Origin of the sequence: Capnocytophaga granulosa ATCC 51502, from assembly GCF_000411115.1 — a bacterium.
GTDB classification, from domain to species: Bacteria; Bacteroidota; Bacteroidia; order Flavobacteriales; family Flavobacteriaceae; genus Capnocytophaga; species Capnocytophaga granulosa.
Genome location: NZ_KE150242.1, coordinates 809,144 through 829,310, shown reverse-complemented (window position 1 = coordinate 829,310; position 20,167 = coordinate 809,144). Strand labels below are relative to the sequence as shown.

Genomic DNA, 20,167 nt, shown 5'->3' with positions numbered 1-20,167 from the left:
GATATAATTTAAAGTATGACCCCATTATATGCACAATGTATCCCCTATAACGAAAGTATTAAGGGACGTATAGGAGGGAACCCTCCCATAAATATAGAAACAGAAATCCCCGAAGGATATGCTTTCTATGCAACACTTGTTCATCCGGAGAAAGAGGATAAGATGTTATCTATTTTAGTTACAAAGGATATTGAAAAGTTAGTGGACAACAGCATTTATCCCAATATTGATATAAAAGTAATTGAACACAAATACGCTCCAATGGGTGTTCATTCAGAATATCGTTTAGAAAATTTCAACAACGCTATATTTTCCATAGGCGGATATACGGAAAAACAAGAGGGTAAATTTTTATTTATAAAAGCAGGAGGAAGTCCGAGGTTTATTCAAGATAAAGAGTTCTATTACAGACAACTTTTAGCAGATAATTATTCATTCTTTTTAATGATTGATGAAGAAGGATACATAGAGGGAGTTTTTGATGATGTTTTTAATTTTGGAGCATTGTATTTATACAAACACAATGACACGGGAGAGATAATCGCCGGCTTTTGGCAATGTTCATAACGATTAAGTAGCAGAATTGTAGAAAAATAACCCAAACAAATATAGGTAATGACAAGCAATTTTAAAAATAAAGTAGATTCCTATCTTTCTTCAGAAGTAGGTAGACTTTTTATTCGATATAGAACCTATGTTGATGGAATAGCTACTTTTAAAGGGCAAGAATATCCTTTTGAACTCTTCTGTAATGGTACAAAAGTAAGCGGAAGTTTGCAGGAATATTTATTAATGGAAATAGAAGAGGAACAATTATGATAACAAATCGATTAAAGAAATGTGTCAGTGCGGAAAGTTGATAGAAAAAGTAATTTTGTTTGACTATAATAGGAGTTATTAAAAATTAAGAAAATGACAAAAGAAATACTATTTGTAGGATTGGGTAGCTTTGTAGGTGGAGCCTTACGCTATATATTCTCTGGAGCCTTTAGTAGGGTGGGACGTGAGTGGGCATTTCCCATAGGTATTATGGTGGTGAATGTCTTAGGCTGCTTTTTGATAGGGCTGTTGTATAGCTACTTCAAAAATAGGGTAGGGGAGTCTCTTTTGCCTTTATTGCTAATGACAGGGGTTTTGGGTGGTTTTACTACCTTCTCCACTTTCTCACTTGAAGCCGTACAGTTATTAGAACAGCATGAATATCTAAAAGCTACTCTTTACGTGGTAGGCAGTGTAGGACTGGGAGTAGGAGCGTGCTTTGGAGGAATGAGACTGTTGGGTAATTAGGTAATTATTTCTTTGGATTTTTGCAAAAATGGGTAAATTATTTCTTTGGATTTTTGCAAAAAACGATGATTTATTTCTTTGGATAATTTAATTTTTGTACCTTTGTCGCCTGATATATAACTACTTATAAGATGTATTACCCAAGGTTAATAGACAACTACTTAAAAGAATGGGCTTTACGCCCTACTCGCAAACCTTTGTTACTAAGGGGAGCAAGGCAAGTAGGCAAATCAGCAGCCTCATTGGAGAATTTCGGAGTGTTCACCTATACCGATACAGAAGATAAGGCAGAACGTATAGTAAGAGTATGTCCGCTGTTTGCTTTATCGCAAATGGGGCAGTAAGTTCTGAAAAATGATTTGGCAATTTGGTGATTTATCACTATCTTTGTCTCTGATAATCTAAAAATACTTACTATGAGTGACGTTATTACTAATATTGAAGAATTAGACCTTATCAATGGTGTATATACCTATGCTGATTATGTGCTTTGGAAAATAAAAGATAGGTTAGAAATCCTCAAAGGTAAAATCTTTAAGATGAGTCCAGCCCCTGCTATTTCTCATCAAAAAATATCTGGGAATTTGTATGGTGAGATGTATCATTATTTCAAAGGAAAATCCTGCAAACTTTTTGCAGCTCCTTTTGATGTAGTACTCAAGAACAAAAAGGGCGTAGAAGATAGTGTCGTACAGCCTGATATCTGTGTGGTGTGTGATCCTAAAAAGTTAGAGAACGATAAGCGTTGTTTAGGCGCGCCTGATCTGATTATTGAGATACTATCACCAGGCAATACTAAGAAAGAGATGCGCTACAAATATGAACTCTATGAAGAAGCAGGTGTATACGAATATTGGGTAGTACGCCCTATTGACAAGGAAATTACCCAGTTTGTACTTGAAAATGGCAAATACCGCGCTCTTCCTCCTATCATAGAGGGAGATATGGTTTCTTCCGCTAAATTTCCAGAGTTAACAGTAGCAACGGAGGATATTTTTAGGCTATAGTATGCTATTATCTTGCAAAAAAAGTGCTTGTAGAACTTAGAACTACAAGCACTTTTCAATTAACAATTAACAATTGATAATTAACAATTGATAACGATTATTCTTTTTTCCAAATGATATCTCCTTCAGGAGCTTTAGGGCTAGCTGGGCTGCTACCTTGTAGGGATAGTACATAGCTGGCTACCTGTTGGCGTTGCTTAGCGGTAAGGGTAGCTTTCCAGGCAACCATTCCTTTACCTTCACGCCCTCCTTCGGAGATGGTGTGGAATACATTCTTGATACCACCACCTAGAATCCAGTGGTCATCGGTAAGGTTAGGGCCTATTCCTCCACCAGCGTCAGGAGCATGACACATGATACAGTTGGCTTGGAAGATGCTCTTCCCTTCTTGTAGGCTAGCCACATCGGAGAGTTCCGTAACGCTATCAGCATCAATCATACCTGGATTGGCCTTTTTGAAAGCCTCAATGGCTAATTTGGCATCGGTGAGTTCTTGTTCGTACTCAGCTTTTTGGTCAGGGCCACCGAATACTTCATACTTGAACAGATACACTACAGCAAAGATGATACATGCGTAGAAAAGGTATGTCCACCAAGGAGGGAGGTTGTTGTCTAGCTCCTGAATACCATCGTAGTTATGGTCAAGGATAATCTCAGATTCTTTTTCCAAAGGCTTCTGGTCAAGCATTTTGGCGACAAAGCGTCCCCACCAACTGTTTTGTTCGGCCAGCTCTCTTTGGCGTTTTTGCTCATCAGAAAGCAAGTGGTCTAAAAGGTCTTCCTTGCGGTAGGCAACCATCTCTATGCCGATAAGGATAAGAGTCAGAAAGATCAGAAAGCCGCCAATGGAAGGGATAGAAGTAATGGCCGAAGCTGCTTCTGTCCCATATATATATTCTAACAATAAGGCAGCGAAGCCTACAATGATAAGAATACGTATTAAAGCTAATAAATTTCTCATAAAATGTTGTTGTTTTGATCGTCGTCGTTTAAAGGAAGGTTACTAATCTCATTCAAGTCCTTTTTCTTATAGGAGAATACCCACCAGAAAAGGGCAATGAAAAAAGTAAAGCAAATAATCAAAGAAATAATCGGGTAAAGTGAAACACCTTCGATGGAGGCCATGTGGTGTTTGATAAACTTCATCATAACGAATTATTTTTCAGCGGTTTCTTTTTTTGCTTTGATATCTACACCCAATCGTTGTAAGTAGGCAATCATAGCCACGATTTCACGTTTTTCGATGGGGATAAATTGCTCTCCACGAACCTCGGCATTTTTCTTAGAAGCCTCATAGTCAGCCACAAAGTTAGGGTCGTTCTGCAAGCTATTAGCGATAGCACGCGCTTGTACGTCTAAGTTTTCATGAGCAAACTTGAAGTCGGATTCGTTGTAAGGTACGCCTAATTTGGCAAGGGTGCGCATCTTCTGTAGGAGTCTGTCGGTGTTTAGCTCATTCTTAATCAGCCAAGGATAAGAAGGCATGATACTTCCTGCAGAGGTCTGTCTTGGATCCAGCATGTGGTTGAAGTGCCAGTTGTTGTTGTACTTACCACCCAAGCGGTGCAAGTCAGGTCCGGTACGCTTACTTCCCCATAGGAACGGACGATCATAGACGAACTCTCCAGCCTTGGAGTACTCTCCATAGCGCTCTACCTCGCTGCGGAACGGACGTACCATTTGGGTATGACAGCCCACACAACCCTCACGGATATATAGGTCGCGACCTTCCAATTCGAGTGGGGTATAAGGTTTTACTTCGGCTATGGTAGGAATGTTTTCTTTAACCAATAGGGTAGGGATAATCTGTACTGCACCTCCTATGGCCACAGCTATAGTAGCCCAAATGGTCATTTGTACAGGTTTTCTTTCGAGCCAGTGGTGAAGTGTCTCACCAGCCACACGTCTCTTGCTGATAGGTGCTAAGGCTGGTGCCTCGGCAAGCTCATCGGTTACAGCTTGTCCTTGGCGGATAGTCTGTATAACATTGATAACGGCCAAGATAGCTCCAGTGATATAGAGTGTTCCTCCTATGGCACGCATAGCGTACATAGGCATAATGGCATTGACTGTATCAAGGAAGTTACCATATACTAAGTTTCCGTCGGGGGAGAACTGTTTCCACATGGTAGCTTGGGTAAAGCCTGCGATATAGAGTGGAATAGTATAGAACACGATTCCTAAGGTACCTATCCAGAAGTGGGTATTGGCCATACGTACAGAGTAGAGCTTGGTTTTCCACATCTTAGGCACGAGGTAGTAGATCATACCAAAGGTAAGGAATCCATTCCATGCGAGTGCTCCTACGTGTACGTGAGCGATGATCCAGTCGGTAAAGTGGGCAATTGCATTTACGTTCTTTAGCGCTAAAGTAGGTCCTTCAAAAGTAGCCATACCATAGCCAGTAACAGCCACTACCAAGAACTTAAGCACAGGGTCGGTACGTACCTTGTCCCAAGCACCACGTAGGGTAAGCAGTCCGTTGATCATACCTCCCCAAGAAGGCGCTACGAGCATTACGGAGAATACCACCCCAAGGTTCTGTGCCCATTCAGGAAGGGCAGTATAGAGTAAGTGGTGAGGCCCTGCCCACATATAGATAAAGATCAAGCTCCAAAAGTGAATGATGGAGAGTCGGTACGAATATACGGGTCTTTCGGCAGCCTTAGGAATGAAGTAATACATCAGTCCCAAGAAAGGGGTTGTCAAAAAGAAAGCCACCGCATTGTGCCCATACCACCATTGCACTAAGGCATCTTGTACCCCTGCATATACCGAGTAGCTCTTCATGGAGGTAAGGGAGATAGGGAACTCCAAGTTGTTGAAGATGTGCAGCAAGGCCACCGCTACGAAAGTAGCTAAGTAGAACCAAATGGCTACATAGATGTGGCGCTGTCTTCTCTTGATGAGGGTTCCAATCATATTGGCACCCCAAGCCACCCACACGATTGCAATGGCAATATCAAAAGGCCATTCCAGCTCTGCATACTCCTTGGAAGTGCTAAAGCCCATAGGGAAAGTAATAGCAGCGCCTAAGATGATTAGCTGCCAGCCCCAAAAATTAAGTTTGCTTAAGAAATCACTGTACATACGTGCCTTAAGCAAACGCTGCATAGAGTAGTAACTCCCTGCAAAAATAGCATTCCCTACGAAAGCGAAGATGACCGCATTGGTATGCAATGGACGCAAGCGACCAAAGCTCAACCACGATACGCCTTCGGTAAGCGTAGGAAACAGAAAATAGTAGGCCAATAGCAAGCCCACACTCATTCCTACAACACCCCAAAAGAGCGTCGCATAAATGAAGTTCTTAACAATTTTGTTGTCGTAATAAAATTGTTCCATTTCCATAAAAAAATGATTTAGCAAGTTTTAAGTTGTTGTTTGCTTTTCTTTCTTGTCTTTGTGGTAAGATATATGTGCTTTGTCCTCTTGTTCTTCCTTACAAGTAGGGGTTACCAATTCATCTTCAAAAAGCATGCGAATAGCAGGACTTTCTACGTCTTCGTATTGGCCACTATGGATAGCGCGCAGGTACAAAAACAAGAACAATCCTACCACTACAGTACTTATGGATATGAGCATATAGATAACACTCATTGATTGTCAAATTTGGTGCAAATATAGTGATTTTTCTTGAAAGCAAAAATAAAATTTTACTTATTTTTCACGTTTTGTTTCGTTAGTCACTAGTCATTGGTTATTAGTCATTAGTCATTGGTCACTAATCATTGGTTACTAAACCGCTCTATGAGCGATACAAAGTGTTCCCTGAACCAGCGAAAGCGACTGATGATCATAATATGGGTGCCATTGTGGATACGGATACAATCCTTAATGTTCTTGATAGGGAAGACTATGTCCTTATCTCCTTGTATATGAATGAGTTTCTCTGGGGGGAGCGTAGGGAATTGCCAGTTGAGCAACTCACGGGCACACCAAGCTAAGTAGTGGGGTGAGGCAAGACCTATATACTTGTAGTACAACTTCCTATATCGCTTGGTACGCTTCCAAAACTCAAAGCTAGCTAGCCACTCTAGGGGTAGTAGGTTCTGTAGTCTTAGCCTCTTACAGCAGCGCATCCAGCGGGGGAGTTCCTCGGCCGATTTTATCGAGGAAATAAGCACTACCCCCCTATAGGCAGGTAGCAAAGTAGCTATCTGTTGTATCAATACCCCGCCCAAAGAGACCCCTATAAGGATAGGATTGGGGGCGGTGATTCTCTGGGCTATACGAGAGGCGTAGGCAGCAAAAGACTCCTTAGCACGCGGCTCGTCCCAGTCAAGCAGATGTACCTCGTACTCCTCAGGCCACTCTAGGTGCTGAAAGATACGAGAACTGGCCGCCATACCAGGCATACAATAGACAGGAATAGCCATTTTTATTGTTTTTGGTGTAGGGTAACCCTTACTTCTTCTTCTGGAGTTAGCTTCTTATTGGGATCAGCCAAGTAGATTAGCACTTGGGCATCTACCTTGTAATAGCTCTTTTGACCATCTTTGCTGATGAGGAAAATAGTCTTATTCTCTTCGTCCCAGCCAAATTTTCCTTTTTCCTCTCGGTTAGTTTCTTTATTCTGTGAGTGTTGTAAGAGGGAATAGGTGTTATTTTCTCCTAAGATAATGGTAGTTGAGAGCAGGTCACCATCCTCGGTAGGGAGTACCCCTTCGTAGCGAATTCCTTCTTGGGCAGGGGCCTTTTCTTGGGAGGCTTCCTGCGTGGAAGGAGTATTTTCGGAGGTTTGAGGAGTATTGTTGCAAGCAGCTACAAGCAGTAGAAAAAGAATGCTAAAGCGATACATAATTATAATTAGTTATTTAATGAATAGTTTCTCGGATATGGTACCTTGGCTCTGTCTCCCTACTTCTAAGTACCAATTCGGCTAAGAAGCCTGCCAGAAAGAACTGAGTTCCTATAATCATGGAAGTGAGTGCCAAGAAAAACTGGGGGCGATTAGTGATAAGACGTCCTGTAGGGTCTATAAAGAGCTTATCTATCCCTAAGTAAAAAGCAAAGCAAAAACCTATAAAGAATACCAGTACCCCCAAGGCTCCGAATAAGTGCATGGGGCGCTTGCCAAACTTAGAGAGAAAGCCTATGGTGAGTAGGTCTAAGAAGCCGTTGATAAAGCGTTCTATACCGAACTTTGTTTTCCCATACTTGCGTGCTTGATGGATCACTACTTTTTCAGTAATATGTGAGAAACCAGCACTTTTGGCCAGTACGGGTATATAGCGGTGCATCTCTCCACGAACATCTATCGTTTTGACTACGTCCTTGCGGTAGGCTTTCAAGCCACAGTTAAAGTCGTGTAGGGTAAGGCCTGAGACCTTCCGTGCTGCCCAGTTAAAAAGCTTGGAAGGGAGGTTCTTAGTGAGCTTGTGATCATAGCGCTTTTTCTTCCAGCCTGATACCAAGTCATAGCCTTCTGCTACAATCATGTGATAGAGAGCTGGGATCTCCTCTGGACTGTCCTGCAAGTCCGCATCCATAGTGATGATCACTTCACCCTCGGCCTTTGCAAAACCTGCATTGAGTGCTTGGGACTTGCCATAATTCCTTAGAAAACGAATCGCCTTTACATGGCTATCCTTGGTACAAATCTGTTGTATGACTTCCCAAGAATGATCCGTAGAGCCGTCATCTACAAAGAGAATTTCATAAGAGAAATCCTCTCGCTCCATGACCTTTTGGATCCACTGATGGAGTTCAGGAAGAGATTCTTCTTCGTTGAATAAGGGAATAACAACCGATATTTGCATGGACAAGGATTAATTTCTGTTGAAAATTTTAAAAAAGGAACTCGCCAAAAGGGAGAGAATCAGACCAAAAAACAAGTTAGACACCAGCGATAAGTTGAATTGTATCCATGGGGCGGTATTGCCTTCCATGCTAATGCGCATCTGTTCGATAGTCTGGGCATCTACCTCTGGGTGTTGTCCCTTATAGGCTTCCAATTGTAGGCTGTTGAGAGTCTCCAAGTGGGTTGGTGCTATATATTTGATGAATATAACCCAAAAAATAGCTACTATCACCGCAAAAAGTATAGAAATACCCAGCCCTACCTTTATCATCTGTCTAAAACTGCGTTCTTTGCTCTGATAAATTCCTAAAAATATACACAAAGCAAGGACTAAGATAGGTAGAATACCAAAGAGAAACACCGTAAGTGGCTTACCATTGTAGGCATTTAAGGTGTATTGTAGCATTGTTAGGGCAATGCTAACCCCTGCTATGATATTCCCGTAAGTTAGCATCAGTCTTTGGTGCTTTTTCATAAGGTCTTTGTTTTTTCAGCCATAGTCTCTAGTAGCTTGGTAATAGGACTTTTCACAACCATGGCCAGCATAGGGTTGAACTCTCCTTCGAAGGTGTAGCAAACCTCCGTCTGTGCCTCCGATTTGGGGTCAAGGCTGATGCGAAGCGTAAAAGGGAGCTTGCCCTCTGGCGCTCCATAGATGAGTTCACTTACTGGAGTGAGCTTTTTCTTTTCCAAGAAAATTTCAGGCATACCCTTTAGGGAAAAAGAGAAAGAGGCATTGTCCTCCGAAGAGACAAAGTGTGACAAGTTCTCTGGCATGAGTTCCTTGAAAAGAGCAACATTCTCCAATTTTTCATAGACTCCTGTAATAGGTAGACCGACGGATACGATAGGGGAGGTGATTTTCATATTAGATTATTTTATGTCCATTTGTCAGGGGCTAAGCGCCACTTAGCCAAGGTTTCTAACTGGGCTTGAGAGATATAATTTCTCTCTTTGGCCTCTTCCAGTAGGGCGTTATATTGGCTGAGGGTATCTAAGCCTATAGCCGCTGAAGAGAAATTATGCTGAGCTACCTCGAATAAATAGGAGAAGATAGCGACCATACCTAGTACATCCAAGTGGTTTTCTCTCAGGGCTTTGACCGCTCCTATACTACTCATACCTGTACTGATGAGGTCTTCTATCACTACAGTTTTTTCCCCTTCGGTGAAACTGCCTTCTATCTGGTTACCACGCCCGTGCTTTTTAGGCTCTGGACGTACATAGACAAAGGGAAGGCCTAAGCGGTCAGCCACGAGCATTCCCATACCTATGGCTCCTGTGGCTACCCCTGCTATGAGCTGTACATTAGGATATTTTTCTTTGATAAATTGGCTCATGGTAAGGGCGACTTTCTCCCTTGCAGCAGGGAAGGAGAGCAGCATACGGTTATCACAATAGATAGGCGATTTCCAGCCTGAAGCCCAAGTGAAAGGAACTTCAGGACTGAGCTTAATAGCCTCAATGTCAAGCAAAGTGCTTGCAATATCTTTAGCAATGGAAGCAGTTATTTCCATGATGATTATAATTTTTTCTTAACAGCTACTTCTTGGAAGGCTTCTATGATATCTCCTTCCTTGATGTCATTGTAATTCTTGATTTGCAGACCACAGTCATAGCCCTTGCTCACCTCTTTCACATCGTCCTTAAAGCGCTTGAGCGAAGAGAGTTCGCCAGTATAGATGACCACATTCTCACGTAAGAGGCGTATCTTGGAGTTACGATATATTTTTCCATCGGTAACCATACAACCTGCAATAGTACCCACCTTGGAGATCTTGAAGAGTTCGCGGATTTCTACCGTACCTGTGACCTCTTCACGCATTTCAGGTGAAAGCATACCTTCCATCGCATCCTTCAGATCGTTGATTGCATCGTAGATGATAGAGTAGGTACGGATATCTATTTCTTCCTTCTCGGCCAAGGCACGTGCATTGGCCATAGGACGTACGTTGAAGCCCACGATAATGGCATTGGAGGCAGAAGCCAATAGGACATCGGACTCGGTGATTGCACCCACTCCCTTGTGAATGATAGAGATTTGAATCTCTTCGGTAGAGAGTTTCTGGAAGGAGTCGGTAAGGGCTTCTACAGAACCATCTACGTCCCCTTTGAGGATAATATTGAGTTCTTTGAAGTCTCCCAAGGCAATACGGCGGCCAATTTCGTCCAGAGTGATATGGCGCTGTGTACGTACAGACTGCTCGCGAAGGAGTTGGGTACGCTTGGCAGCTATTTGCTTGGCTTCTTTCTCGTCTTCAAAGACATAGAATTTATCACCTGCCTGAGGCGCCCCATCAAGTCCCAATATGGTCACAGGGGTAGAAGGAATGGCTTCTTTTACATTTCTTCCACGCTCATCTTGCATAGCACGTATTTTCCCAGAATGGGTACCTGCCAGTACATAATCTCCTATCTTCAAGGTACCTTCTTGTACCAATACAGTGGAGACATAGCCACGACCTTTGTCCAAGGCAGCTTCCACTATGGTACCTACAGCACGCTTATTCGGATTGGCGCGAAGCTCTAAGATTTCAGCCTCCAAGAGAACTTTGTCCAAGAGGTCACTCACGCCTATACCTTTCTTGGCAGAGATGTCTTGGGACTGGATCTTACCACCCCATTCCTCAACCAAGAGGTTCATATTGGCCAAGTGTTCTTTGATTCTTTCTGGATTGGCCGCAGGCTTATCTATCTTGTTGATAGCAAAGATAATAGGTACGCCTGCCGCTTGTGCATGGCTGATGGCTTCCTTGGTCTGTGGCATGATGTCGTCATCGGCCGCAATTACGATAATAGCAATATCGGTAATCTGGGCACCACGGGCACGCATGGCGGTAAAGGCCTCGTGTCCTGGGGTGTCAAGGAAGGTAATACGTTGCTTGCTACGCTTGAGGGTTACCGAGTAGGCACCTATGTGCTGGGTGATACCACCACTCTCACCGGCAATTACATTCTCATTACGGATATGGTCAAGCAAGGAGGTTTTCCCATGATCCACGTGCCCCATAACGGTTACTATAGGCGCACGAGGAACTAAGTCCTCTGGACGATCTTCCTCGGTAGGGATAGCCTCATCAATACCTGCAGTGGAGAACTCTATCTGGAAGCCAAACTCATCGGCAACGATAGCGAGTGTCTCCGCATCCAAGCGCTGGTTCATCGTAACGAAAATACCCAAGGACATACAAGCTCCAATCACTTTATTGACAGGTACGTCCATCATGGTAGAAAGCTCATTGACTGTAACGAACTCTGTTACGCGTAAGATGGTGCTTTCTCTTTCTTGTTGTGCTATTTCCTCCTCGCTCTTATGGCGATGGCTGTCGCGTTTTTCTTTACGATACTTAGCACCCTTGGATTTGACAGATTTTCCTTGTAGTTTCTCCAAGGTTTCGCGTACTTGTTTTTGTACTTCTTCCTCGGTAGGCTCTGTTTTTACAAAGATTTTTCCGTCTTTCTTCTTATTTTTGTTTTTGTCTTTGTTATCTTTGTTGTTGCTGTTTCCTCCTTTTGGTGCATTAGGATTGGCTGTATTTTCTTTTTCAGAAGAGATACGTTTGCGCTTGCGCTTTCCTTGCTTATCGCCGGAGGCAGCATCTTTGTTTTTATCCTTGTCCTTGCCGTTCTTTTTCTTTTTAGGCCGTTCGAACTGTGACAAGTCTATTTTTTCACCTACGAGCTTAGGCCCTGTTAGTTTGGTGTATTTGGTTTCTATTACACCAGGTTCGGGTTCTATTTGAGGCTTTTTCTCTTCTTTTTTAGCAGCATCTTTGGAAGAGAGGATAGGCTTGCCAGAGAGTAGTTCTCTACTCTTGTTCTTAAGGTCTTTTTCTTGTTTGCTAAGGGGGCTTTTGACATCTTTCTTGTCTTTATCCTTGTCCTTATGCTTATTTTTGTCTTTATCCTTGTGCTTGTCGGAATGGTTTTCCTCCAGAGCGGGTTCTTTGTGGACTTCTTTTTCTACTACAGCAGGTGTTTCAGAGGCAGTTTTCTCCTTAGGGGTAGTCTCCTGCTGGGGGGCTACCTCTTGGGGCGTAGCTTTTTTAGGCTGATCCAAGTCAATTTTTCCAACGACTTTGGCGCCTGCAATAGTGGCTTTGGCACGAATAATTTCTTGTTCTTTCTGTGCCTTTTCCTGTCTTTCTTTTTCTAAAAGTTCCTGACGGATAGCCTCTTTTTCCCTACGTTGCTCCTGAGTGATTTCTTTAGAGGTCTCACGACTTTTCTTGTCAGAACCAAACTCTTTTTCAAGGAGAGCAATTAGTTCTGCTGGGATTTTGGTGTTGGGTTTGGGATCTATAGTATGCCCTTTTGATTTGAGAAATTCAACTACTCTATCGGTAGAGATGTTGTATTCTTTTGCTGCTTTATTTAATCTTTTATCCTCGGCCATAAATTTTTCTAAGCTCGTTTTTTTATTTTGTCTGATGTGTGTTGGTTGTGTATTATTTGGTTTTTAGGCTAATTTTCAAATTCTTCCTTGAGAATACGCAATACTTCTTGGATTGTTTCAGCTTCCAAATCTACGCGTTTTTCTAATTCTTCAGCACTGTATTCCAAGACACTCTTGGCAGTATCAAGGCCTATGCGGCGGAACTCTTCTATTACCCATGGTTCTATATCGTCTTCAAATTCGGAGAGTTCTACGTCTTCTTCGGCGCCTTCACGGAATACATCTATCTCATAACCTGTAAGCAGGCTCGCCAAGCGTATATTGCTTCCTCCCTTACCGATAGCTTTGGAAACTTCCTCGGAGGCCAAGAGAATCTCGGCGCGCTTGGTTTCCTCATTCACTGTGATAGAGGTGATTTTAGCGGGAGCTAAAGCCTTGCTAATGAATAGGTTGATATTGCTTGAATAGCTGATAACATCTATATTCTCATTGCCTAACTCGCGTACGATGCTACGGATACGAGCACCATTCACGCCCACGCAAGCCCCTACAGGGTCTATGCGATCGTCATAAGTATCTACCGCAATTTTAGCTTTCTCCCCTGGAATACGGGCTACCTTTTGGATAGTGATAAGCCCATCGGCAATCTCTGGAATCTCTTGCTCAAAAAGGCGTTCCAAGAATACAGGTGAGGTGCGGGAAAGAATGATAGAGGGCTTATTTCCTTTGAAATCTACCGACTCTATAATCCCCTTAGTGGTTTCTCCTTTCTTGAAGAAGTCCGATGGGATTTGCTTGTCTCTAGGCAAGAGGATCTCATTGCCTTCATCATCAAGCAAGATCACTGTTTTTCCCTTAATATGGTGTATCTCAGCGGTGTATATAGTTCCGATGAGTTCTTTGAATTTCTTATAAACGGTATTGTTGTCATACTCATGTACCTTGGAGATGAGATTCTGTCGCAAGGCCAAGATCGCACGACGGCCGAGCTGACTGATTTTCACCTCTTCGGAAACCTCTTCCCCTACCTCAAAGTCCGATTCTATTTTGAGTGCCTCGCTCAGTGGTATCTCTGCATTGGGATTCTCCACCATACCGTCATCTACAATAATACGATTGCGCCATATCTCTATGTCACCCTTATCGGGGTTGATGATGATATCAAAGTTCTCATCCGAACCGTATTTTTTCTTCAAAGCAGTCTTGAACACTTCGTCCAAGATGGACATCAGTGCCTCGCGATCTATGAGCTTGTCGTCTCTAAATTCTGAAAAGGATTCTATCAAATCGAGATTATTTTCCATGAGAGTATCTAAAATTTTAATTTTAATTTTGCTTCTTTTATCTCTTCTATAGGCAGAAGAATTTCCTCGGTAACGGTAATTTTCCCTTTTCCTTGTGGTTTGGGCTGGCGCGAGGTGACCTCAAGGGTTACTACTGCATTACTTACCCCTTTAATTACCCCTGTATGGCTTGCTGTAGCGGTCTTGACCTCTACCTCGCGACCTATGTTTTTGGTATATTGGCGCTCTAAAACAAGAGGAGCGGAGATACCACAAGAGCTTACTTCTAAGGAAAAATCCTCCTCTTCTCTGTCCAAATTATGTTCAATAGCACGGCTTAAGGCTACACAATCTTCTATACCGACTCCATTATCGCCATCAATAATTACCTTGATGAGGTTGTCCCCACCTACTGAATAGTCAATGAGAAAGAGTGAAGGATTCTCCTCTAACCCCTTGTCAATCAGTTCTTTTACACGTTCTTTTAAGTTCATATAATTATAAAAAAAGAGGACTTATCCGCCCTCTACCTCTTAATTACCAATTCCGAGTGCAAAAATACAACTATTTTATTAAAAAACAAATGTTTATTAAAAAAATAATTTTTTTTGCACCCAAGGCTCATTTTTATTCTTTTTTAGCTCGGAGCATATCTCGTTTCCCTAAAGCACCAGGGAGCTTTTCTACTTTGAAACCAACGGCTTGCATGGCTCGGCGCGCACTCCCTTTGGAGGCGTAGGTAACCAAGATGCCGCCTGTTTTGAGTGCTTGGTACATACGTTCAAAAAGGGTCTCTGTCCATAGCTCTGGTTGTACACTGGCCGAAAAAGCATCAAAGTAGATAAGGTCAAAACGCTCTTGGTCGCAGATTTGCTCAAAGGATTGTAGCCGCTTTTTAAGGGTAAAAGTGGGGGAGAGGGAAACTGTCTCGTCCCATGGGGTGCTGTGTAGTAGCTCGAAGACAGCCTTCTTATCTCCAGCGTGCAATAGTTCAGGATAGTTCAAGCAGGCGACTTCCTCAGCCGTTAGGGGATAGGCCTCCACACCTTCGTAATGAATGGTCTGCTGCTGCCGCTCATGTTCTAAGAACGTAATAAAGGCATTCAGGCCTGTTCCAAGGCCTATTTCAAGCAAAAAAATCTCTTTTCTGGCGAAGAGTTCTAAACCTTGGTGAATGAAAACATGGTAGGCCTCGCCTATAGCGCCTCGCATGGAGTGATAGTGTTCGCCCCATGCTTCTATTTCTAAGGTAGTGGAGCCGTCTTGGGTGTATATGATCTTTCTTTTCATCGGGTAGCGAGTGTTTTTTCAAGAGCGGAAAGGGCGCTTTTGATGGGCTTATCGGCATGGATACGCATATAATCAAGGCCTGCATCACGGAGAATCTGTTCCTTGTGTAGGTCTTCCAAATAGCCCATAGGCTGCTGGTAGATGGGCTTGCTCAGACACTCTATGGCGATGGGCTTGCCTGAAGGGGGCGTCAGTAGTATATCGATCATATAACCTCCGAAAGGCTTATCCTTGCTAAGACTAAGGGTAGGAAATTGTGTAGAAAGTAGCGCAAAAACTTCTTCTTTGAATAGCAATTGTCCTTGGGTAGTGGCTTCTTTCCTCAGGTTGCCATAGAGGGCGAGACTTTGTAATACTTCCCCCATAGCTTGACTATTTCCCTCACTTACCGCTTTGGTATAAGCCAGATAGGCATAGAGTACGGCCTTGCGGTTGTTGGCCTGCTCTTGGGCTAAGGCATCAGCATAATTGAGAAATACCGCCTCAGGTATGGAATTGCATACATAGATTTTTTCTTTGGCACGGGTGATGATCACATTGAGCAACTTATAGCCTTTTTGTTGGTTTAGGGGGCCAAAACTCTGGACAAACTTGCCATCTTTCTTCTTTCCATAAGTTACCGAAAGGATAATGATATCTCGTTCGTCTCCCTGTATATTCTCTAAGTTCTTGATAAAGAGGCCTGCTTGTTCTAGTGCGGTGAGTTTCTCGGCAAATTCTTGTTCGGTAGGCTGGTTCCTGAGCCACAGCAGTTTCTTTCGGATAAGGTTGCGCTGGGTGATGTTGAAAGTGGCTACCCCTACGGAGGGGTAACTGCCGTCCTCTCTGGGGGTGATTTCTCTGAGAATCTCAATGACCTTGAGTGCCTCGGCTTCGTTGGTATATTCGTGAAAAGTGCCATCTACCTGGTAGAAGTTGATAGGGTTTTCACTCTCAAAACGAGGCAAGGGGCGTAGTTTCCCATTGTAGAAAGCTACATTGGAAAAATCTATCAAGTAAGGGTGTTTGGAACGGTAATGGAAGTCCAGATGATGCTTATCGTACTTGTACTCAAGGGCAAAGTCAAGCAGCGACTCTACCGAGAGCAGCGAGTTCTTCTGGAGGGCTTGGTCTTCCTCGTCTATCTCTTCCTCATCTTGGTAGCCGCCGTCAAAGATCTTACTAAAGTAGTTGCTCGGAGGCATCTGGTGTTCGTCCCCTGCGATGATAACAGTTTTTCCCTTGAGAATAGCAGGGAGGTTGTCTTCCAATTTCAGCTGGCTGGCTTCATCAAAAACGACATAGTCAAAGTAGAAGTTCTTTCCTTGGAAAAGGTTACAACAGCTATCGGGGGTGGTGAGTACTATAGGGAAAAAGGTGGTGAATAGGTCTGTATCTTTGCAGGCTATCTGCCTGAGGGATAGGCGGCTGTGCTTTTCACTTCGGCGCTTATTATATAGGTTGGCCACTGTCAGCTCCTTGTGGTTGGTCTCAAAGTCCTTGACGGCTGCTATTTGGGCTTGATCCCAGTATTGGGTAATCAGCTGCTGTTGTGAGGCAGCAAAGCGGCGGAGCTTTTCTCTGAAATCCTCATAAGTATTGGCCGAAAAGGCGCTGAGTGTCTCCGATTTTTTGAGCAAGAAAGCCTCATAATAGGCATATAGGAAAGAGGCTTCCCAGTTGAGTGCTTGGGCTTGTTCCAAGAGCAGCAAACATTGCTTAAGTAAAGCAGAAAGTTCTGCTTCGAAGGCAAACCATTGATAACCTACCTCTAAGGGGTTGTTGTGATCGTTTTGGTATTGGTTGTGTTGCTCCAAAGCACCCTCTATATAACGCTTGAAATCAAAGAAAGTCAGCCCCTGAGGGGTAGCGGCTATATAAGCATGCTCCTTTATTTGTTCTTTTAGTTGGCTTAAAGCTCTGGTGAGCGCATGTAGGGTATCGCTGGCAAACTTAGGATCGTAGAAGTTGGCCACATCCAAAGAGGCAAAGTCAGCAGCTACTTTTTCCTCGAAGTGGGCACTGGCTCGGCCAAGTTCCTCTCGATAGCGAAGAATCTGCTCCTTATTGGAAAAGAGGTTATCGGAAAGGGAAAGCGGGGCAAAATTGGGATGTAGGCTAATCTTCTTAATCTCTTGGCAAAGCCATAATAAGCGTTTTTGCTGAGTGATAGCCTCCTTGCGTTGGCTCATGAAGAGTGCGCTAAGCTTATAGAAAAAGCTTTCGGTACGCTTACGATTGTATTGGTCGGCATCGGCAGGAAGCAGGCTGGTAAGGGCTTCTGTCTCATTTATATAGGTAGTGAGCAGTTGGATTTGCTCAGAGAGTTCTTCCTTGCGCTTATATAGATATTCCCCCCTATACTGCTCATATAGGGAAAGAATCTGTGCCCATTGTTCTTTATAGCTGTTAAAAGTGGCTTCTGTATGATGTGCTGTTTGCTGATAAGGCTTGGCTATGAGTGTCTTAGGGTTGTATAGATAGCCCTCTTTGTAGGGGGCAAAAGGGGTGTAAAGTCGCTGGGCTGGGGCGAGGGTTTCCCTGAGCGCCTCATGTTCCTCATCGGTAAAGCTTAAGGGGAGTCCTTGTAGGGAGAGAGCAGTGCGCTGTGGAGCATACTTGAGCAGTTGTCCCATAAGTTCCGTCCAGTTTTCCCCAGAGAGTAGGGGAGTGAATAGCTCTTTGTGGTGTAGGTTGATGGCTTCTTTTAGCTGCTTTAATCCTCCAATTTGTGTGTCTTTGGCCTCTTGTGGGTAGGGGGGAATTGCCTTTTTGAAAGCGGGGTCGTCCAAGATATTGCGCACAGCATCCACTACCAATTTTCTATCGGCTATGCTGTCCTTGATAAGAATGGTGTATTTGCCTAAGCCATGATTCTCTAAGGAGTGGTGTAGTACCTCTAGGGCGGTTTGCTTCTCACAGACTACCAAGACCTTCTGTTGGTTCTCCAAGGCATTGACCAAGATAGCCGTAAGGGTTTGGCTTTTTCCCGTACCAGGGGGGCCTTGTATGAGCAGGTGCGATTGGGTGCGGAGTTGCTCTAGCACTTCCTGCTGAGAAGGGTCGGTAGGAATACTGGTAAAGGTTTGGAAATCCTCTTTAGGCGTACTCTCGCGTGGGGAAAACTGCTCCTTAAGGCTTTGGTAATCATTGATGATGTTTTGTTTCTGTACCTCAAAAAGGGAAAAGAGTCCAGCCTTCTCAATCAGCGCATTGCCTTTTTCAGGCAGGAGTGCCTCGTAGGCGGCCTTGGTTTTGATAGGGCTTATCTCTGCATAGTTGTTCTCTAAGAAATCAAGGTTCTGTTTGATTTTTAGCTGACTGAGAAGGTCGGTACATATCTGGTAGAGTTCCGCTTTGTCTATCTTGCCGTCTTCGAGCATTTGGTCAGGGATAGGGGCAATGGTAACATGGGAGTCGTTCTGCAAGTGATTGATAAGCACTTCGTTGATATAGATAGGATCATCCTCACTGCGGCTAATCTCCCAAGTGTTGAGCTGGGAGGTAGGACGTATTCTCACCGACCAGATAAGTATAGGAGCCACTGTGATCTGCCCATCAGTCAAATCGCGTCTGGCTAAGATAGGAAAACCAAACCCCAACGCATTGACACCTTTTTCCTGAAAGATGGCCTCACTCTGGAAAATGAGATTATCTACCCCATCGGAGAGTTTTTCCAAAAGCTCTGCTCGCTCTTTGTTCTCGTCTTTTTCGGTTGTTTGCTTTTTTGCTCTTACAGCTTCAGCGGTTTCTACTATGGTATAATCCCGCTCATCAATAGCTGTAGAGGGTGTATCGTGCAGGGAGAAGGTGAATTTGAGGTTTTTCACGGTCAGTAAGTCCAAGACGAACCGCTCAGGTAGGCTCTTGAATATAGCTGAAAGTCGCGCTAAATCGAACTTATAGCGCGAGTTGCTCACTACCGCATTGAGGTGTACCCCTCGGCGATTTCCTATTTTTAATTTCTGCCCAAAAAGATCAAATACTTCTTTGCTAAAAGGCTCCATAATAATGACTAATGATTAATGACTAATGACTAATGACAAGTAATGAATGACAGATAACAAAAAACTATCATTAATAGCAATGATAGTTTTTTGAATTATATAAAATGAAAAAATTATTTACTCATATGAGCGATTACCTCAGGAGTGACCCCTACATTGGAGAAGCCGCCATCGTGATAGAGGTTCTGCATGGTAACCTTACGGGTAAGGTCGCTGAAGAGGGTAACAACATAGTTGGCACAGTCATCAGCAGTGGCATTGCCCAGTGGAGACATTAGCTCAGCGTAGGTGATAAAACCATCAAAGCCCTTCACACCTTGTCCAGCAGTGGTAGGAGTAGGGGACTGGGAGATGGTATTGATACGCACATGCTTATCCTTACCATAGAAGTACCCAAAACTACGCGCGATAGACTCCAAGTAAGCCTTGTTGTCGGCCATATCATTATAGTCAGGGAAAGTACGTTGGGCCGCGATATAAGTAAGTGCTACGATACTACCCCATTCGTTCATTGCGTCATTCTTATGGAGGGCTTGGCACACCTTATGGAAAGAAAGCGCCGAAACGTCCCAGCCCTTGGCATAAAAGTCATAGTTAGACTCAGTATAAGGGATATTTTTACGTACATTGACCGACATACCTATGGAGTGTAGTACAAAATCCAGCTTACCACCGAGGATTTCTACCGCTTTGGTAACCAAATTCTGTAAGTCGTCCATATTGGTAGCATCAGCAGGGATTACTTGAGCACCTGTTTTTTCAGCTAATTCATTGATTTTTCCCATGCGCATCGCAATAGGCGCATTGGTAAGGACAAACTGGCCTCCTTCTTCATGTACGCGCTCAGCGGTTTTCCATGCTATGGAGTTCTCATCTAAAGCACCAAAGATGATGCCTCTTTTTCCTTTTAATAAGTTATACATAATATATTGTATTTAATTCTATCGCACAAAAGTAAGGATTTTATTTGAAATAACAAGCGGAAATGAGTGAAAAGTGAAAAATGAATAATGAAAAGTTTTTGCAAAGATACAATTTTTTCTCGTAAATAACAATTGGTCACTTGTCACTAGTCGTTGGTCACTTGTCACTAGTCGTTGGTCACTTGTCACTAG

The 20,167-nt window shown here is 43.4% G+C and carries 20 protein-coding genes; 5 read left to right on the top strand and 15 right to left on the bottom strand.

What is annotated here, in order from left to right; translation table 11 throughout:
* Positions 1-15 precede the first annotated feature (15 nt).
* The 5 genes from HMPREF9331_RS03720 to HMPREF9331_RS03700 all read left to right on the top strand — a co-directional run bounded on the left by HMPREF9331_RS03720 (position 16) and on the right by HMPREF9331_RS03700 (position 2,294).
* Complete coding sequence (locus HMPREF9331_RS03720) at positions 16-567, top strand: hypothetical protein (RefSeq protein WP_016419798.1); 552 nt, start codon at positions 16-18, stop codon at positions 565-567.
* Between the two features lie 48 nt (positions 568-615).
* Positions 616-819 (top strand): hypothetical protein, encoded by a 204-nt coding sequence (locus tag HMPREF9331_RS03715; protein ID WP_016419797.1) that lies wholly within the window; start codon positions 616-618, stop codon positions 817-819.
* A gap of 93 nt (positions 820-912) precedes the next feature.
* A complete protein-coding gene (gene crcB / locus HMPREF9331_RS03710; RefSeq protein WP_016419796.1) occupies positions 913-1,287 on the top strand; it encodes a fluoride efflux transporter CrcB in 375 nt (124 codons plus the stop codon).
* Positions 1,288-1,418: 131 nt separating this feature from the next.
* Positions 1,419-1,631 carry a hypothetical protein gene (locus tag HMPREF9331_RS03705; RefSeq protein WP_016419795.1) on the top strand — a complete coding sequence of 71 codons (213 nt, stop codon included), beginning with the start codon at positions 1,419-1,421 and terminating at the stop codon, positions 1,629-1,631.
* A 72-nt stretch (positions 1,632-1,703) separates the two neighbouring features.
* Entirely contained in the window at positions 1,704-2,294 is a 591-nt protein-coding gene (locus tag HMPREF9331_RS03700) for a Uma2 family endonuclease (protein WP_016419794.1), read from the top strand.
* A gap of 97 nt (positions 2,295-2,391) precedes the next feature.
* On the opposite strand, the gene HMPREF9331_RS03695 is transcribed toward HMPREF9331_RS03700, so the two are convergent.
* From HMPREF9331_RS03695 to HMPREF9331_RS03620, 15 genes are all read right to left on the bottom strand, one after another.
* Positions 2,392-3,255 (bottom strand): cbb3-type cytochrome c oxidase N-terminal domain-containing protein, encoded by an 864-nt coding sequence (locus HMPREF9331_RS03695; RefSeq protein WP_016419793.1) that lies wholly within the window; start codon positions 3,253-3,255, stop codon positions 2,392-2,394.
* 194 nt (positions 3,256-3,449) lie between these two features.
* On the bottom strand, positions 3,450-5,645 hold the full coding sequence (gene ccoN / locus HMPREF9331_RS03685; RefSeq protein ID WP_009642450.1) for a cytochrome-c oxidase, cbb3-type subunit I: 2,196 nt from the start codon (positions 5,643-5,645) through the stop codon (positions 3,450-3,452).
* Positions 5,646-5,666: 21 nt separating this feature from the next.
* Positions 5,667-5,894 (bottom strand): cbb3-type cytochrome oxidase assembly protein CcoS, encoded by a 228-nt coding sequence (gene ccoS, locus HMPREF9331_RS03680; RefSeq protein ID WP_009642468.1) that lies wholly within the window; start codon positions 5,892-5,894, stop codon positions 5,667-5,669.
* Positions 5,895-6,022: 128 nt separating this feature from the next.
* The gene (locus tag HMPREF9331_RS03675; RefSeq protein ID WP_016419791.1) at positions 6,023-6,673 is read right to left on the bottom strand and encodes an alpha/beta fold hydrolase; all 651 of its coding nucleotides are present in this window, start codon (positions 6,671-6,673) and stop codon (positions 6,023-6,025) included.
* Between the two features lie 2 nt (positions 6,674-6,675).
* On the bottom strand, positions 6,676-7,095 hold the full coding sequence (locus HMPREF9331_RS03670) for a copper resistance protein NlpE N-terminal domain-containing protein (protein WP_016419790.1): 420 nt from the start codon (positions 7,093-7,095) through the stop codon (positions 6,676-6,678).
* 16 nt (positions 7,096-7,111) lie between these two features.
* Positions 7,112-8,056, bottom strand: a complete 945-nt coding sequence (locus HMPREF9331_RS03665; protein ID WP_016419789.1) for a glycosyltransferase family 2 protein — start codon at positions 8,054-8,056, stop codon at positions 7,112-7,114.
* 9 nt (positions 8,057-8,065) lie between these two features.
* Complete coding sequence (locus HMPREF9331_RS03660; protein WP_016419788.1) at positions 8,066-8,572, bottom strand: DUF4199 domain-containing protein; 507 nt, start codon at positions 8,570-8,572, stop codon at positions 8,066-8,068.
* On the bottom strand, positions 8,569-8,964 hold the full coding sequence (locus tag HMPREF9331_RS03655) for a hypothetical protein (RefSeq protein WP_016419787.1): 396 nt from the start codon (positions 8,962-8,964) through the stop codon (positions 8,569-8,571). Before HMPREF9331_RS03655 ends, HMPREF9331_RS03660 begins: the two co-directional genes overlap by 4 nt.
* Positions 8,965-8,975: 11 nt before the next feature.
* Positions 8,976-9,614, bottom strand: coding sequence for an orotate phosphoribosyltransferase (pyrE, locus tag HMPREF9331_RS03650; protein ID WP_009642473.1), 639 nt, complete (start codon positions 9,612-9,614; stop codon positions 8,976-8,978).
* A gap of 5 nt (positions 9,615-9,619) precedes the next feature.
* Positions 9,620-12,493, bottom strand: coding sequence for a translation initiation factor IF-2 (gene infB / locus HMPREF9331_RS03645; protein ID WP_016419786.1), 2,874 nt, complete (start codon positions 12,491-12,493; stop codon positions 9,620-9,622).
* Between the two features lie 68 nt (positions 12,494-12,561).
* Positions 12,562-13,797 carry a transcription termination factor NusA gene (gene nusA / locus HMPREF9331_RS03640; protein WP_016419785.1) on the bottom strand — a complete coding sequence of 412 codons (1,236 nt, stop codon included), beginning with the start codon at positions 13,795-13,797 and terminating at the stop codon, positions 12,562-12,564.
* An 8-nt stretch (positions 13,798-13,805) separates the two neighbouring features.
* Positions 13,806-14,270, bottom strand: a complete 465-nt coding sequence (gene rimP, locus HMPREF9331_RS03635; protein WP_009642479.1) for a ribosome assembly cofactor RimP — start codon at positions 14,268-14,270, stop codon at positions 13,806-13,808.
* 133 nt (positions 14,271-14,403) lie between these two features.
* Positions 14,404-15,066, bottom strand: coding sequence for a tRNA (5-methylaminomethyl-2-thiouridine)(34)-methyltransferase MnmC2 (mnmC2, locus tag HMPREF9331_RS03630; protein WP_016419784.1), 663 nt, complete (start codon positions 15,064-15,066; stop codon positions 14,404-14,406).
* Positions 15,063-19,052, bottom strand: a complete 3,990-nt coding sequence (locus tag HMPREF9331_RS03625) for an AAA domain-containing protein (RefSeq protein WP_016419783.1) — start codon at positions 19,050-19,052, stop codon at positions 15,063-15,065. The genes mnmC2 and HMPREF9331_RS03625 overlap by 4 nt, the downstream gene beginning before the upstream one ends.
* A 113-nt stretch (positions 19,053-19,165) precedes the next feature.
* On the bottom strand, positions 19,166-19,975 hold the full coding sequence (locus HMPREF9331_RS03620) for an enoyl-ACP reductase FabI (protein ID WP_016419782.1): 810 nt from the start codon (positions 19,973-19,975) through the stop codon (positions 19,166-19,168).
* Positions 19,976-20,167 lie beyond the last annotated feature (192 nt).

Excerpts from the sequence above, each read along its gene's own strand:
- pyrE (WP_009642473.1), bottom strand. The coding sequence starts at position 9,614 with ATGGAAATAACTGCTTCCATTGCTAAAGATATTGCAAGCACTTTGCTT.
- HMPREF9331_RS03705 (WP_016419795.1), top strand. The coding sequence starts at position 1,419 with ATGTATTACCCAAGGTTAATAGACAACTACTTAAAAGAATGGGCTTTA.
- mnmC2 (WP_016419784.1), bottom strand. The coding sequence starts at position 15,066 with ATGAAAAGAAAGATCATATACACCCAAGACGGCTCCACTACCTTAGAA.
- nusA (WP_016419785.1), bottom strand. The coding sequence starts at position 13,797 with ATGGAAAATAATCTCGATTTGATAGAATCCTTTTCAGAATTTAGAGAC.
- HMPREF9331_RS03665 (WP_016419789.1), bottom strand. The coding sequence starts at position 8,056 with ATGCAAATATCGGTTGTTATTCCCTTATTCAACGAAGAAGAATCTCTT.
- crcB (WP_016419796.1), top strand. The coding sequence starts at position 913 with ATGACAAAAGAAATACTATTTGTAGGATTGGGTAGCTTTGTAGGTGGA.
- HMPREF9331_RS03625 (WP_016419783.1), bottom strand. The coding sequence starts at position 19,052 with ATGGAGCCTTTTAGCAAAGAAGTATTTGATCTTTTTGGGCAGAAATTA.
- rimP (WP_009642479.1), bottom strand. The coding sequence starts at position 14,270 with ATGAACTTAAAAGAACGTGTAAAAGAACTGATTGACAAGGGGTTAGAG.
- HMPREF9331_RS03660 (WP_016419788.1), bottom strand. The coding sequence starts at position 8,572 with ATGAAAAAGCACCAAAGACTGATGCTAACTTACGGGAATATCATAGCA.
- ccoS (WP_009642468.1), bottom strand. The coding sequence starts at position 5,894 with ATGAGTGTTATCTATATGCTCATATCCATAAGTACTGTAGTGGTAGGA.
- HMPREF9331_RS03655 (WP_016419787.1), bottom strand. The coding sequence starts at position 8,964 with ATGAAAATCACCTCCCCTATCGTATCCGTCGGTCTACCTATTACAGGA.
- HMPREF9331_RS03720 (WP_016419798.1), top strand. The coding sequence starts at position 16 with ATGACCCCATTATATGCACAATGTATCCCCTATAACGAAAGTATTAAG.
- HMPREF9331_RS03670 (WP_016419790.1), bottom strand. The coding sequence starts at position 7,095 with ATGTATCGCTTTAGCATTCTTTTTCTACTGCTTGTAGCTGCTTGCAAC.
- infB (WP_016419786.1), bottom strand. The coding sequence starts at position 12,493 with ATGGCCGAGGATAAAAGATTAAATAAAGCAGCAAAAGAATACAACATC.
- HMPREF9331_RS03700 (WP_016419794.1), top strand. The coding sequence starts at position 1,704 with ATGAGTGACGTTATTACTAATATTGAAGAATTAGACCTTATCAATGGT.
- ccoN (WP_009642450.1), bottom strand. The coding sequence starts at position 5,645 with ATGGAAATGGAACAATTTTATTACGACAACAAAATTGTTAAGAACTTC.
- HMPREF9331_RS03695 (WP_016419793.1), bottom strand. The coding sequence starts at position 3,255 with ATGAGAAATTTATTAGCTTTAATACGTATTCTTATCATTGTAGGCTTC.
- HMPREF9331_RS03715 (WP_016419797.1), top strand. The coding sequence starts at position 616 with ATGACAAGCAATTTTAAAAATAAAGTAGATTCCTATCTTTCTTCAGAA.
- HMPREF9331_RS03620 (WP_016419782.1), bottom strand. The coding sequence starts at position 19,975 with ATGTATAACTTATTAAAAGGAAAAAGAGGCATCATCTTTGGTGCTTTA.
- HMPREF9331_RS03675 (WP_016419791.1), bottom strand. The coding sequence starts at position 6,673 with ATGGCTATTCCTGTCTATTGTATGCCTGGTATGGCGGCCAGTTCTCGT.